The organism is Pseudomonas sp. DWP2-2 (assembly GCF_049897065.1).
Classification (GTDB): domain Bacteria; phylum Pseudomonadota; class Gammaproteobacteria; order Pseudomonadales; family Pseudomonadaceae; genus Aquipseudomonas; species Aquipseudomonas paracarnis.
The window spans coordinates 272560-285169 of sequence record NZ_JAFCVN010000005.1; the positions used below are offsets into that span (position 1 = coordinate 272560).

Here is a 12610-nt window from a genome sequence, read left to right on the forward strand (position 1 = left end):
TCAGAGAGTGGGAACGGGATAGCTCCCTAACGCCACTAACAAAGCCGCGGCACTCGCGCCGCGACAATCCACAACTTTTTCTGCACCCGCAGCACGCGCCATTTCATATACACGCGGGCTGGGCACGAACAACGGCAGCTGTGCCACCTCTGGCCAATCGGGGCCGGCTGACGCGTGCAGGTGTAAAAAACCCTGCCCACTGCTGACCACCAGGCCGTTCAAGCGTTCCAACTGGATGCGTTGCATCAACGCGCCCTTTTCATACACCGGAAGAAAACGCCGATACAATTCCAGGTAATCGACACTAGCACCTTGCTCGCGTAAACGCTCTGCCAGCAACTCACGCCCGCCCTCGCCGCGCAGGATCAACACCCGGCCGCCCGGCAGTGCAATAGCCTCGCGCAAGGCGGGCAGTTCAAGCAAGGCCTCGCTATCGTCGCCAGTGGCGGGATAGTGAACCTTGAGGCCATGATCGGCCAGTATCTGTGCCGTCGCCGCGCCGACACTGAACCAGGGCATTGGCGGCACAATGTCCCCCAACCGCTGCAACGCCAGGCGTGCAGCCGGCTTGCTCACCACGATGACGGCACAATAGCGCGGCAGCGCGCCGAATACCGCGCGTTGCTCAGCAGTCACCGGCAAGGCTTCGGTCTCCAGCAAAGGCAGGCAGCTGCTGTGAATGCCGCTCTTGGCCAATAACGCCGCCACGGCCGTCGACTCCTCGGCAGGCCGCGTCAGCAGCACTCGCCATTTGGTCACTGCGGGCCGGCCTCGCCATAGACTTTTTGCAAAATGGCACCCGCGCCTTTTTCCAGCAGTTCCTCGGCAACCTGAATCCCCAGGGCCGTGGCATCACGCTGCGGCCCACGCACCTCGGCGGTCAGCAGGTTACCGCCGTCCGGATCACCGACCAGGCCACGAAGCCACAGGTTCTCACCTTCGAGTACGGCATAGCAGGCGATGGGCACTTGGCAGCCACCGTTGAGGTGTTTGTTCAAGGCACGCTCGGCGGTAACACGCACTTCGGTGTCCGCGTGATCGAGAGGCTTGAGCAGTGCGTGAATTTCGCTGTCGGCGGTGCGACATTCGATGCCGACTGCGCCCTGCCCGCCAGCGGGCAGGCTGTCTTCGACGCTGATGGCCGAGGTGATGCGGTCTTCAAAGCCCAGGCGGATCAGGCCGGCAGCGGCGAGGATGATCGCGTCGTATTCGCCGGCGTCCAGCTTGGCGAGGCGCGTGTTGACGTTGCCACGCAAAAAGCGGATCTGCAGGTCGGGACGCCGCGTCAGCAACTGGGCCTGGCGACGCAGGCTGGAGGTGCCGACGATACTGCCTGGCGGCAATTCGTCCAGAGACGCGAAGGTGTTGGAAACGAAGGCGTCGCGCGGGTCTTCGCGCTCGCAGATACAAAAAAGGCCCAGGCCTTCAGGGAAGTCCATGGGCACGTCTTTCATCGAATGCACGGCGATGTCGGCTTCGTTATCCAGCAGCGCAGTTTCCAATTCCTTGACGAACAGGCCCTTGCCGCCGATTTTGGACAGTGGCGAGTCCAGCAGCTTATCGCCGCGACTGACCATGGGCACCAGGGAGACCTTGAGGCCGGGATGGGCCTGCTCAAGGCGTGCTTTGACGTATTCGGCCTGCCACAAGGCCAAGGCGCTTTTACGGGTGGCGATGCGGATTTCGCGAGAGGACATGGATCAATCCGTACTGAATAGATACGGCGGATAATAACAGCTCAGGCAAATACGCTTTGATTTGAATCAGCAAGTGCGGGGCCTCCCTGGCCACGCCGCACCGGGATAAGGAATGCAGACCGCGCCGCAGCCCTTGGGCTAAAGCTGCTGCATCATTTTGCGCACGCCCGCGACATGGCGTCGGCTGACGATCAACGCATCACCATTGAGCCCCTTCAGGAATAACTGAAAGTGCCCCAGGGGCGTGCGCTGCAGGCGCTCGATACGTTCACGGGCGACCAGCGCGTTGCGATGAATGCGCACGAAACGCTCGCCAAACTCGTCTTCAAGCGCCTTGAGCGGCTCATCGAGCAACACTTCACCGGTCTCGTGGCGCAAGGTCACGTATTTGTGATCGGCAATAAAGTAGACCACCTGGCCGAGTGGGATCAGTTCGATGCCCTTGCGGGTACGCGCGCTGATATGGCTGCGTGGCCCGTTACCACTTTGCGCAGCCGGTTGCGTCAAGGCAGCCAGTTGGGCGCGGCTGGGACGCTCGGCTTTTTTCAAGGCTTTGAGCAAGGCTTCAGCAGTGGCCGGCTTGACGAGAAAACTGACACCGCTGTCTTCCAGCGCCTGTGCAGAAAACTCATCCTGCGCCGCACACAACACCACGGCAGGCGGCGATTCGCGTTCGCTCAGGCGGGCGGCGACCTGCAGGCCATCAAAGCCCGGCATCCGGATATCGAGCAGCACTACATCGGGCTTGTGGCTGTCGATCAGCGTCAACGCCTCCTCGCCACTGGTGGCACTCGGTTCAAGGACTGAATAACCCTCGAGTTCACTGACCAGACGGCTCAGTCGCTCGCGGGCTTGGGGTTCGTCATCAACGATCAGGACATTCATATTGCGCTGGATTCCTGCGTGAGTCTCGCACAAGGATAGCGTAGACAGGTGCGGTGACTGACGTCACAGCGATCCACGCTAAGACTAGCGCGAGCGGCAAAAAGTGCCCTGAGAATGGCACCCAAATTTACCCGGACCTGTTCAATAGCGCCCAAGACCCGCTGCATTCGGGCATCGTCGTAGGGTTCACTGATAAACAATCCGAATACCCCCCTGTTTAATGGATAGTCTGGTTATGACCGCATCACCCGACTTTGGTGCATTCACACACTATCAGTCCAACTGTAGACGCTCAGTGAGGCGACATTGCTCAATCGTCAAATATCGTTTCAATAAGTACCTGTCACCAGTCTCGTCCTGGATGCGGTCGGCGGCAAGGCACTTAGCCATCTCTTACACAAAAAAATTGCCGACCACCCGCAGCACCGCCTCCACGGGCAACCCTGTTATGATCGCCTGCACACCTTCATGCCTCTTTTAAGCAGATCACGAGCGAATCCATGAGCACCGACAAGACCAACCAGTCCTGGGGCGGCCGCTTCAGTGAACCCGTCGACGCCTTCGTCGCGCGCTTCACCGCCTCCGTCACCTTCGATCAACGCCTGTACCGCCACGACATCATGGGCTCCATCGCCCACGCTACGATGCTGGCCAAGGTCGGCGTGCTGACCGACGCCGAGCGTGACAGCATTATCGACGGCCTGACCACCATCCGCGGTGAGATCGAGGCAGGGACGTTCGACTGGCGCGTAGACCTCGAAGACGTGCACATGAACATCGAGGCACGCCTCACTGATCGCATCGGCGTGACCGGCAAAAAACTGCACACCGGCCGTAGCCGTAACGACCAGGTCGCCACCGATATCCGCCTATGGCTGCGCGATGAGATCGACCTGATCCTGGGCGAAATCACCCGCCTGCAAAAAGGCTTGCTGGAGCAGGCCGAGCGTGAATCGGACACCATCATGCCCGGCTTCACCCACCTGCAGACCGCACAACCCGTGACCTTCGGCCACCACCTGCTGGCCTGGTTCGAAATGCTCAGCCGCGACTACGAACGCCTGGTCGATTGCCGCAAGCGCGCCAACCGCATGCCGCTGGGCAGCGCTGCACTGGCCGGCACCACCTACCCGATCGACCGTGAGTACACCGCACAACTGCTGGGCTTTGACGCCGTGGGCGGCAATTCTTTGGACGGCGTGTCGGACCGTGACTTCGCCATTGAATTCTGCGCCGCCGCCAGCATCGCGATGATGCACCTGTCGCGCTTCTCCGAAGAGCTGGTGCTATGGACCAGCGCGCAATTCCAGTTCATCGACCTGCCAGACCGCTTCTGCACCGGCAGCTCGATCATGCCGCAAAAGAAAAACCCCGACGTGCCAGAGCTGGTGCGTGGCAAGAGCGGCCGTGTGTTTGGCGCGCTGATGGGCCTGCTGACCCTGATGAAAGGCCAACCACTGGCCTACAACAAGGACAACCAGGAAGACAAGGAACCGCTCTTCGACGCCGCCGACACCCTGCGCGACTCGCTGCGCGCCTTTGCCGACATGATCCCGGCGATCAAGCCCAAGCACGCGATCATGCGTGAAGCGGCACTGCGCGGATTCTCCACCGCGACCGACCTGGCGGACTACCTGGTGCGCCGTGGCCTGCCGTTCCGTGACTGCCACGAAATCGTTGGCCACGCCGTGAAGTACGGTGTGGACACCGGCAAGGACCTTGCGGAAATGAGCCTGGAAGAACTGCGCCAGTTCAGCGACCAGATCGAGCAGGATGTGTTTGCCGTGCTGACCCTGGAAGGCTCGGTGAATGCCCGTAACCATGTGGGCGGCACTGCGCCGGCACAGGTCAAGGCGGCGGTCGTGCGCGGCAAGGCATTGCTCGCCAGCCGCTAAAACTGTGGCGAGGGAGCTTGCTCCCGCTGGGCTGCGCAGCGGCCCCAAAATCTTGGGAGCGCTTCGCACTCCAGCGGGAGCAAGCTCCCTCGCCACAAAAGCGACTCTATTTCTTGGCCGCAATCATCGCCATGAACGCCGGCATCGCCGCCTGCCTGTCCGCCTCTACCTTCTGCGCATTGGGCATCTCATTCAGGCGCGCCAACAATGCCTTCGCCTTCGGCAACTGCTCCAGCAGGTCCAGCCCAAACAGCTTTTCGCCCACACCGCAGGCCAGGCTGAGGCTGTACATGAAATACAGGTCCGCGAGGGTGAAGCTCTCACCTGCCACATAAGGCGCAAACTTACCGTGCCGGCCTAACGTACCCATCCCAAGCAGCAGCTCGGCCCTGGATTTTTCCTTGATCGCCTCCGGCACCGTCATGCCGAAAAAAGCCTCGGCGTAACACGCCCGCGCAGGCAGTTCGATGTACAGCTCGATCTCACGGCACAACGCCAACACCTGAGCCCGCGCAAACGGGTCGGCGGGCAACAGCGCCGGGCCTTCCTGGCTCTGCTCGAGGTATTCGAGGATGACGCTGGTTTCGTTGATGAACCCCTGCTTCACACCCAGCACGGGCACTTTGCCGCGGGGGCTGACCGCCAAAGCTTCGGGGGTTTGCCCGGCGTAAAAAGGCACTTCTTCGAAGGGCAGTCCTTTCTCCAACAGCGCCAGCTTGACCATGTTGTAGTAGTTGCTGACCGAAAATCCGTAAAGCTTGAGCATCGCAAAGCCTCCAGGCCGGGTGTGGGGTTGGCTGCAAGAGTTATAGATCCTTGAGGGCACCCTGACCAGCAGCATCACCCACCTGAATGGGGGTAGACTGACGCCCTTTCCTTGAGGAGCCTGCCATGAGCGAGCCGACCGATATCGACAACGACGAAGAAGAATTCACCGAGACCACGCTGATCGAAGCCATCGAGAACCAGATCGAGAGCGATAACCCGCCAGCGGCCAAGGCTACGTTCAACAAACTGACCCTGGTGGGTTACGAGCGCGAAGATATCCTGAATCTGATGGCTCACGTGCTGGCGTTCGAGATCGATGCCATGCTCGAAGATGACCGCGCCTTCAATACCGAGTGGTATGAAACGGCACTGCGGGCACTGCCCGAGCTGCCGCCGGAAAAGGAATAACCCCGGCACGCAGCAACACGCTGGACAGTTCGGCAAAGTGCGTTCACCTTATGGCCTGCTAGCCTCTAATAAATTTTAGAAAGTCTGGAGTCCTTATGTCGTATACCCCTGAGTTGGTTGCCGAACTGGAAATCCTTGTACTCTTCCCCTTGGACAGCACCAAGGAAGGCTTGAAAGTCCATCAGACTGCCGCCCCCACTGCCATCGCCGCTGCCAAGCGCCTCCATGCCAAAGGGCTGATCGACCAACCGGACGGGGGCTACCTGACGAGTCTTGGCCGGGACGCTGCCGAGCAAGCCCAAACCCTGCTGACCATCCTCACCACTGCCAGCACCAAAGAAGCCGCCTGATACCTGATACTGCCCATGGAGTCCGCCGCCTGCGGATTCCGCGGGCACTGCTGCGCGGCATACAGAATTCTGACGCCAAAAAGCCATTTCCCTCTAAAACTCCTACGCTACTGTCTGTAAACTCCTGCATGGCCGCCCGCGTCGGGCCCTGCGAGCCAACGAGTTCGACATGACCCGCACCCATGAAATCCGCCCCGATCTGGACGAAGGCATCGACCGCAAGGTGCTGACCCAACTGCGCGCGCGTTTCATGACCCTCAATCAAGGCCGCATGTCCCGGGCCGTCGAGGGGCTGACGCCACGTCAGCAAAGCGTGCTGGCCTTGTTGCCGCTGTTTTTCCACGTCAATCACCCGCTCTTGCCGGGCTATGTCTCTAGCAGCACGCCGGCCGGGCTGTCGAATTTCGAACCGGACGCCCAGGCCCTGGCCGATGCCCAACGCCTGACCCGTTCGTTCTCCTATAAACCGCGCCACGGCAACCCGCCTACGCCGATCCACGGCTTGTTCCTGATGGGCAGCCTTGGCACCCTGGCCCAGGCCGATCAAAGCGATATGGACGTGTGGGTGTGCCACGCTCCCGACTTGAGCGAAACCGAGCTGGCCGAGCTGCGCAAAAAGTGCCAACTGCTGGAAACCTGGGCCTTGGGCATGGGCGCCGAAGCGCATTTCTTCCTGATCGACCCGACGCGCTTTGTGTTGGGTGATCGCGATACGCAACTGAGTTCCGACGACTGCGGCACCACCCAGCACTACCTGTTGTTGGATGAGTTCTATCGCACCGCGATCTGGCTGGCCGGGCGCACGCCCATCTGGTGGCTGGTGCCGGTCTACGAAGAAGGCCGCTACGCCGAATTTACTCACACCCTGGTGTCCAAGCGTTTTATCCGCACCGATGAAACCCTCGACCTCGGCCATCTGGCTCATATTCCTCCAGGGGAGTTTATCGGTGCCGGGCTGTGGCAACTGTTCAAGGGCATCGAGTCGCCCTACAAGTCGGTGCTCAAGCTGCTGCTGACCGAGGTCTACGCCAGCGAACACCCGAACGTGCGCTGCCTGAGCCTGCGCTTCAAACAGGCGGTGTTCAGCCATCAGGTAGACCTGGATGAGTTGGACCCGTACATCATGGTCTACCGCCGTATCGAGGAGTACCTCAAGGCCCGCAACGAGCTGGAGCGCCTGGAATTGGTGCGGCGCAGCCTGTACCTGAAGGTCAACCGCAAGCTCAGCGCCGGCCAGCGCACCGCCGGTTGGCAACGGCAACTGCTGGAACGCCTGGCGCATGAGTGGAGCTGGGACACGCGCCAACTGGCCCTGCTGGACAGCCGCAGCCAATGGAAAGTGCGCCAGGTCGCCTCCGAGCGCCGTGCTCTGGTCAATGAGTTGAACTACAGCTACCGCTTCCTCACGCAGTTCACCCGCAGCGAACAGACCGCCAGCGCGGTCAATAAGCGCGAACTCAATGTACTGGGCCGCCGCTTGTACGCGGCGTTCGAGCGCAAGGCCGGCAAGGTCGAGTTCATCAACCCCGGCATCGCCCCTGACCTGGCCGAAGATACCTTGACTCTGGTGCAGTCGCCCAACCGCAAGGAGCCGGGCCAACACCATTGGGGCCTGTATAACGGCAACCTTACCGCTCTCGAATGGGAACACTTTGCACCGATCAAACGCAGCCGCGACCTGCTGGAAATGCTCACCTGGTGCCATCGCAACGGCGTGATCGACAGCAGCACCCGCCTGGCGCTGCACCCCGGCACCAGTGACATGACCGAGTTCGAGCTGTTCAACCTGCTGGGCAGCCTGCAACAGACCATCACCCTGCCCCTGGCCAGTGTCGACGAGGTCCGCTTGCTGCGCCCGGCAGTGCCAGAAGAGGTGCTGCTGCTGATCAACGTCGGGGTTGACCCGCTCAAGCATCATCGCGACCTGAATATTCTGATGACCACGGAGCGCACCGACTCCCTGAGCTATGCCGGCGTGCGCGACAACCTGGTGCTGACCCTGGACCAAGTCACACTCAACAGCTGGAACGAAGTGATGGTCAGCCGCTATGACGGCCCGCACGCCCTGCTCGACTGCCTGCGCGACTATCTCAACCAATTGCCATCGAACCATCTGCCACGCCTGCGAGTGCGTTGTTTTTGTCACAACCGGGCACAGTTCATTGCCCAGCGGGTGGAAGAGGTATTCGACACCGCGCAGCATCTGCTGCTCGGCCAAGGCAATCATCGCTACCTGCTCCAGGTGCAGCAGCATTATCACGTCATGGAACTGGTACCGGGCCAAGCCACCCATGTATCACTGCCGACTCAGGACGCGCTGATCGCTTACCTTAGCGAGGAGCTGGCCAGCTACAGCCCGTGGCACCTGGACGCCATGGCCTTGGAAGACCACGACCTGGCGCTGCTGCTGCCCATGGGCCAAGCCGAGTGTGTGCAGGTGTTCTACCGGGTCAATGAAGGCTTCGCCGACGTCTATGTGCTCGACGAATTCAACGCGCTCTGGCAACAGCGCTTGCCGTTTCATGATGAGCAAAGCCTCTTGGCCCCACTGCAACGCTTTTTGCAATCGATCCTGTACCGTCGGGAAGCGCTATTGTCCCTGGACACCCAGCAACCTGCGGGCGAAGTACAGATCCTGTACTACCAACTGTTGCCATCGGGCAACGGCCGGGCGCGGGGCGTGGAGCCACGACCGGCCCCGCAAGACCCGGCCAACAAGGCGTTTTATGACGTGCAGGCCATCATCGGTAAAGGCGCGCCAGGCCAGGTAGGGATCACCCTGTACTGTAATCAGCGGGAGTTTTCCGAACTGGAATTTGGCGACCAGCTGTTTGCAGTGGTCGCCCGGGAGATCGTCGGGCAACGTCGGGAAACCGAGCGTTACCGCGGCTATATCACTGATCTGGATCTGTCGGGGCTGCTCGGTGATGTGCAAAGCCCAAGCAATCTGTACCTGCGCTATAAAGCCGAACTGGAACAGTCACTCAATGCGGCCTTGGATCAGGTTTAGAGCGGGAAGGCGCCGCCATCTTTGGGCTGGCCTTCGACGCTGAGCAATTCCAGCTTGAGGGTCTTGCCGCCAGGCGCCGGCCAGTCGATGTGCTGGCCCACTTGCAGGCCAAGCAATGCGCTGCCCACGGGCGCCATGATCGAAATCTTGCCTTCGTCGGCGTTCGCGTGCTTGGGGTAGACCAGCGTCAGGTGATAGTCCTTGCCGCTGCTTTGTTCACGACAATGCACGCTGGAATTCATGGTCACGACACCCGCAGGCACTTCATCGTGACCAACCACGTCTTCGGCGCGGTCGAGTTCGGCTTGCAACGCTTCGACGCCGGGAAACTCGTCGCCCAAGCGGTCGATCAGTTGCTCCAGACGCTGCACGTCAAGACGGGTAAGAATGATGGACGGTGCGGTGGTCATGATTCAGGCAGACTCCTTTTTTCTGCACAAAAAAGCAAAACCCCGCCAGGAAAAGGCGGGGTTCTCACGGACCTCGATGAATGGAGGTGTATCCGGACACTACCACAGCGACACAAATAAACAAGACGCCGTCAGGTGCTCGCCTTGCGCTGCTCGGCCTCGGCGCAGATCACCCGGCGCCGCGCATCGTCGGCAGAGCGCCATTCCCGGATGTCTTCCACATGGCGAAAGCAGCCAAGGCAGACTTTCCGCTCGTCCAGGCGACACAAACTGATACAAGGTGACGGCACCGCCGGGCTGACATTGCTGAACAGCGGCTTGGGCGGGCGTACGGCTACAGGCTCACTCACCATCAGATCTCGTCGAAATCCAGCTCGACGCCGGTGTATTCCTGAACCAGGCGCATGAGCATCTCACCCAGCAACTCTTCACTCTTGTCGCACTGCCATTTGCCGCTTTCTTCATCGTAGTCGAAGTGAACGCCACCGGAGCGCGCCGCCAGCCACAACTGACGCAGCGGCTCCTGGCGACTGAAGATCAATTGCTGGCCGCTCTCGAACTTGACCGTCAGCACACCGGCCGAGCTTTCCAGGTCCACGTCCAGGCCGCTGTCGTCGAAAATATCTTCCAGCTTCTCTTGGGTGGCATCCACCAGGTCGTGAAAACGGGCTTCGGTCAAACTCATTGTGGCAACCTCAAAAGTGTCTGGTTTTGCTCAAGCGCCGCACGATACGGGCGAGCTTCGCCGATTGCAAAGGATACTGATTTCATCACGGATGACGGTACGAAATATCCCCAGGCATCGTAGTCTGCTTCCCTACTGTCTCGGCAAACCCCCGCCGGACGGGTGGTGCGGCGCATAGGCAAGCTGGCGGGTGGTCGGTATACTCGGGCGCAATTAATGCATATTCAAGGATTTCGCCATGAAGCGCCTGATCTCTTCCCTTGCTGCGCTCGTCGCGGTCGCTTGCCTCGTTAGTGCCTGTGGCCAGAAAGGCCCGTTGTACCTGCCGGATGACAGCAAAGATCCAAACGAACAGGCGCAATCGTCGCAAAAGCCGTCAAAAGCCCATAAGCACGACACCTACTAAGTTAAGGGAAACTTATGGACGCTTTTAACTACCGGGACGGCGAGCTGTTCGCGGAAGGCGTGGCCTTGTCCGCGATTGCCCAGCGCTTCGGCACCCCGACCTATGTGTACTCGCGTGGGCATATCGAAGCTCAATACCGCTCGTTCACCGACGCTCTCGACGGCGTGCCGCACCTGGTGTGCTTCGCAGTCAAGGCCAACTCCAACCTGGGTGTACTCAATGTCCTGGCGCGTCTTGGCGCTGGTTTTGACATCGTGTCCCGTGGCGAGTTGGAACGCGTACTGGCCGCCGGCGGCCAGGCGGACAAAATTGTCTTCTCTGGCGTCGGCAAGAGCCGCGAAGACATGCGTCGCGCCCTGGAAGTCGGCGTGCATTGCTTCAACGTCGAATCCACCGACGAGCTGGAGCGCCTGCAAATGGTCGCCGCCGAGATGGGTGTGCGTGCGCCGATCTCCCTGCGCGTCAATCCGGATGTCGACGCCGGCACCCACCCGTACATCTCCACCGGTCTCAAAGAAAACAAGTTCGGCATTGCCATCGCCGACGCCGAGGACGTGTACATCCGCGCCGCCCAACTGCCGAACCTGGAAGTGCTGGGTGTCGACTGCCATATCGGCTCGCAACTGACTACCCTGCCACCGTTCCTGGATGCCCTCGACCGCCTGCTGGCCTTGATCGACCGTCTGGGCGAGTGCGGCATCTACCTGCACCACATCGACCTCGGTGGTGGCGTGGGCGTGCGTTATCGCGATGAAGAGCCGCCGCTGATTGCCGACTATATCCAGGCCGTGCGCGAACGCATCGAAGGCCGCGACCTGACGCTGATGTTCGAGCCAGGCCGCTACATCGTCGCCAACGCAGGCGTGCTGCTGACCCAGGTCGAGTACCTCAAGCACACCGAGCACAAGGATTTTGCCATCGTCGATGCGGCGATGAACGACCTGATCCGCCCGGCCCTGTACCAGGCCTGGATGGATGTCACCGCCGTGACGCCGCGCGCAAGCGACGCCCGCGCCTATGACATCGTCGGGCCCATCTGCGAGACCGGCGACTTCCTGGCCAAGGATCGTGAGTTGGCGCTTGAAGAAGGTGATCTGCTGGCCGTGCATTCGGCCGGAGCCTACGGGTTTGTCATGAGTTCCAACTACAACACCCGCGGGCGCACCGCCGAGGTGCTGGTGGACGGTGATCAAGCATTTGAAGTGCGTCGCCGCGAGACGGTAGCCGAGTTGTATGCTGGCGAAAGCCTGCTGCCGGAGTAAGCCATGCTGCTGCGTTTTACCAAGATGCACGGGCTGGGTAATGATTTCATGGTCCTCGACCTGGTCAGCCAGCACGCGCACATCCTGCCCAAGCACGCCAAACAGTGGGGCGATCGCCACACCGGGATCGGTTTCGACCAGTTGCTGCTGGTCGAGGCGCCGAGCAACCCGGAGGTGGATTTCCGTTACCGGATCTTCAACTCCGACGGTTCCGAAGTGGAACAGTGTGGCAACGGCGCGCGCTGCTTTGCGCGCTTTGTGCTCGACAAACGCCTGACTGCCAAACGCCAGATTCGCGTCGAAACCAAGGGTGGCGTGATCGAACTGGACATCCGCAATGATGGCCAGATCAGCGTCAACATGGGCGCCCCACGCCTGGTGCCGGCGGATATTCCGTTCCAGGCCACCGAGCAGGCCCTCAGTTACCCACTGGATGTGGAGGGCAAAACCGTGGAGGTCGCCGCCGTGTCCATGGGCAACCCCCATGCGGTGCTGCGGGTCACCGACATCAATAACGCCCCCGTGCATGAACTGGGGCCGAAGATCGAACATCACCCGCGCTTTCCGGCACGGGTCAATGTGGGCTTCCTGCAGGTGATCGACCGTAACCGTGCGCAATTGCGCGTATGGGAACGCGGCGCCGGCGAAACCCAGGCTTGCGGCACCGGTGCTTGCGCCGCTGCCGTGGCCGCGATCAGCCAGGGGTGGATGGATTCGCCACTGTTGATCGACCTGCCCGGCGGACGTTTGTCCATCGAATGGGCAGGCCCTGGCCACCCGGTGATGATGACCGGGCCAGCCACGCGTGTATACGAAGGACAGGTCCGTCTATGA

General features: G+C 60.9%; 14 protein-coding genes. 7 read left to right on the forward strand and 7 right to left on the reverse strand.

Features of this window, described 5'->3' with window-relative positions; all coding sequences use genetic code 11:
* The 3 genes from ACP7CZ_RS13970 to ACP7CZ_RS13980 all read right to left on the reverse strand — a co-directional run bounded on the left by ACP7CZ_RS13970 (nucleotide 1) and on the right by ACP7CZ_RS13980 (nucleotide 2582).
* Nucleotides 1-759, reverse strand: a complete 759-nt coding sequence (locus ACP7CZ_RS13970; protein WP_294195151.1) for a uroporphyrinogen-III synthase — start codon at nucleotides 757-759, stop codon at nucleotides 1-3.
* A complete protein-coding gene (gene hemC / locus ACP7CZ_RS13975; protein WP_034129044.1) occupies nucleotides 756-1697 on the reverse strand; it encodes a hydroxymethylbilane synthase in 942 nt (313 codons plus the stop codon). Before hemC ends, ACP7CZ_RS13970 begins: the two co-directional genes overlap by 4 nt.
* Before the next feature lie 138 nt (nucleotides 1698-1835).
* On the reverse strand, nucleotides 1836-2582 hold the full coding sequence (locus ACP7CZ_RS13980; RefSeq protein WP_034129045.1) for a LytR/AlgR family response regulator transcription factor: 747 nt from the start codon (nucleotides 2580-2582) through the stop codon (nucleotides 1836-1838).
* A 500-nt stretch (nucleotides 2583-3082) separates the two neighbouring features.
* Here ACP7CZ_RS13980 and argH point away from each other — a divergent pair, with 500 nt between their 5' ends.
* On the forward strand, nucleotides 3083-4477 hold the full coding sequence (argH, locus tag ACP7CZ_RS13985) for an argininosuccinate lyase (RefSeq protein ID WP_054896011.1): 1395 nt from the start codon (nucleotides 3083-3085) through the stop codon (nucleotides 4475-4477).
* A gap of 106 nt (nucleotides 4478-4583) precedes the next feature.
* Here the strand turns inward: argH and ACP7CZ_RS13990 are convergent, their stop codons facing one another.
* Nucleotides 4584-5243, reverse strand: coding sequence for a glutathione S-transferase family protein (locus ACP7CZ_RS13990; protein WP_034129047.1), 660 nt, complete (start codon nucleotides 5241-5243; stop codon nucleotides 4584-4586).
* Nucleotides 5244-5368: 125 nt separating this feature from the next.
* Here ACP7CZ_RS13990 and ACP7CZ_RS13995 point away from each other — a divergent pair, with 125 nt between their 5' ends.
* The 3 genes from ACP7CZ_RS13995 (at nucleotide 5369) to ACP7CZ_RS14005 (ending at nucleotide 9013) form a co-directional block, all read left to right on the forward strand.
* Complete coding sequence (locus ACP7CZ_RS13995) at nucleotides 5369-5653, forward strand: hypothetical protein (RefSeq protein ID WP_014720450.1); 285 nt, start codon at nucleotides 5369-5371, stop codon at nucleotides 5651-5653.
* Nucleotides 5654-5748: 95 nt separating this feature from the next.
* The gene (locus ACP7CZ_RS14000; RefSeq protein ID WP_003195403.1) at nucleotides 5749-6003 is read left to right on the forward strand and encodes a TIGR02647 family protein; all 255 of its coding nucleotides are present in this window, start codon (nucleotides 5749-5751) and stop codon (nucleotides 6001-6003) included.
* Between the two features lie 169 nt (nucleotides 6004-6172).
* Complete coding sequence (locus tag ACP7CZ_RS14005; RefSeq protein ID WP_294195139.1) at nucleotides 6173-9013, forward strand: class I adenylate cyclase; 2841 nt, start codon at nucleotides 6173-6175, stop codon at nucleotides 9011-9013.
* Here the strand turns inward: ACP7CZ_RS14005 and rnk are convergent.
* The 3 genes from rnk to cyaY form a co-directional block, all read right to left on the reverse strand.
* Complete coding sequence (rnk, locus tag ACP7CZ_RS14010) at nucleotides 9010-9423, reverse strand: nucleoside diphosphate kinase regulator (RefSeq protein WP_034129049.1); 414 nt, start codon at nucleotides 9421-9423, stop codon at nucleotides 9010-9012. The genes ACP7CZ_RS14005 and rnk overlap by 4 nt on opposite strands.
* Before the next feature lie 131 nt (nucleotides 9424-9554).
* A complete protein-coding gene (locus tag ACP7CZ_RS14015; RefSeq protein ID WP_186353363.1) occupies nucleotides 9555-9776 on the reverse strand; it encodes a DUF1289 domain-containing protein in 222 nt (73 codons plus the stop codon).
* Nucleotides 9776-10108 (reverse strand): iron donor protein CyaY, encoded by a 333-nt coding sequence (gene cyaY / locus ACP7CZ_RS14020; RefSeq protein WP_034129050.1) that lies wholly within the window; start codon nucleotides 10106-10108, stop codon nucleotides 9776-9778. Before cyaY ends, ACP7CZ_RS14015 begins: the two co-directional genes overlap by 1 nt.
* Before the next feature lie 238 nt (nucleotides 10109-10346).
* Here cyaY and lptM point away from each other — a divergent pair, with 238 nt between their 5' ends.
* The 3 genes from lptM to dapF are packed head-to-tail and all read left to right on the forward strand — an operon-like array spanning nucleotide 10347 to nucleotide 12610.
* Nucleotides 10347-10514 carry an LPS translocon maturation chaperone LptM gene (lptM, locus tag ACP7CZ_RS14025; RefSeq protein WP_003195417.1) on the forward strand — a complete coding sequence of 56 codons (168 nt, stop codon included), beginning with the start codon at nucleotides 10347-10349 and terminating at the stop codon, nucleotides 10512-10514.
* 14 nt (nucleotides 10515-10528) lie between these two features.
* Nucleotides 10529-11776 carry a diaminopimelate decarboxylase gene (gene lysA / locus ACP7CZ_RS14030; RefSeq protein WP_294195127.1) on the forward strand — a complete coding sequence of 416 codons (1248 nt, stop codon included), beginning with the start codon at nucleotides 10529-10531 and terminating at the stop codon, nucleotides 11774-11776.
* Between the two features lie 3 nt (nucleotides 11777-11779).
* The gene (gene dapF / locus ACP7CZ_RS14035; RefSeq protein ID WP_034129052.1) at nucleotides 11780-12610 is read left to right on the forward strand and encodes a diaminopimelate epimerase; all 831 of its coding nucleotides are present in this window, start codon (nucleotides 11780-11782) and stop codon (nucleotides 12608-12610) included.

Coding starts and splice junctions, on each gene's coding strand:
- dapF (WP_034129052.1), top strand. CDS start 11,780: ATGCTGCTGCGTTTTACCAAGATGCACGGGCTGGGTAATGATTTCATG.
- lptM (WP_003195417.1), top strand. CDS start 10,347: ATGAAGCGCCTGATCTCTTCCCTTGCTGCGCTCGTCGCGGTCGCTTGC.
- rnk (WP_034129049.1), bottom strand. CDS start 9,423: ATGACCACCGCACCGTCCATCATTCTTACCCGTCTTGACGTGCAGCGT.
- hemC (WP_034129044.1), bottom strand. CDS start 1,697: ATGTCCTCTCGCGAAATCCGCATCGCCACCCGTAAAAGCGCCTTGGCC.
- ACP7CZ_RS14000 (WP_003195403.1), top strand. CDS start 5,749: ATGTCGTATACCCCTGAGTTGGTTGCCGAACTGGAAATCCTTGTACTC.
- ACP7CZ_RS13990 (WP_034129047.1), bottom strand. CDS start 5,243: ATGCTCAAGCTTTACGGATTTTCGGTCAGCAACTACTACAACATGGTC.
- lysA (WP_294195127.1), top strand. CDS start 10,529: ATGGACGCTTTTAACTACCGGGACGGCGAGCTGTTCGCGGAAGGCGTG.
- ACP7CZ_RS14005 (WP_294195139.1), top strand. CDS start 6,173: ATGACCCGCACCCATGAAATCCGCCCCGATCTGGACGAAGGCATCGAC.
- cyaY (WP_034129050.1), bottom strand. CDS start 10,108: ATGAGTTTGACCGAAGCCCGTTTTCACGACCTGGTGGATGCCACCCAA.
- ACP7CZ_RS13980 (WP_034129045.1), bottom strand. CDS start 2,582: ATGAATGTCCTGATCGTTGATGACGAACCCCAAGCCCGCGAGCGACTG.
- argH (WP_054896011.1), top strand. CDS start 3,083: ATGAGCACCGACAAGACCAACCAGTCCTGGGGCGGCCGCTTCAGTGAA.
- ACP7CZ_RS13995 (WP_014720450.1), top strand. CDS start 5,369: ATGAGCGAGCCGACCGATATCGACAACGACGAAGAAGAATTCACCGAG.
- ACP7CZ_RS14015 (WP_186353363.1), bottom strand. CDS start 9,776: ATGGTGAGTGAGCCTGTAGCCGTACGCCCGCCCAAGCCGCTGTTCAGC.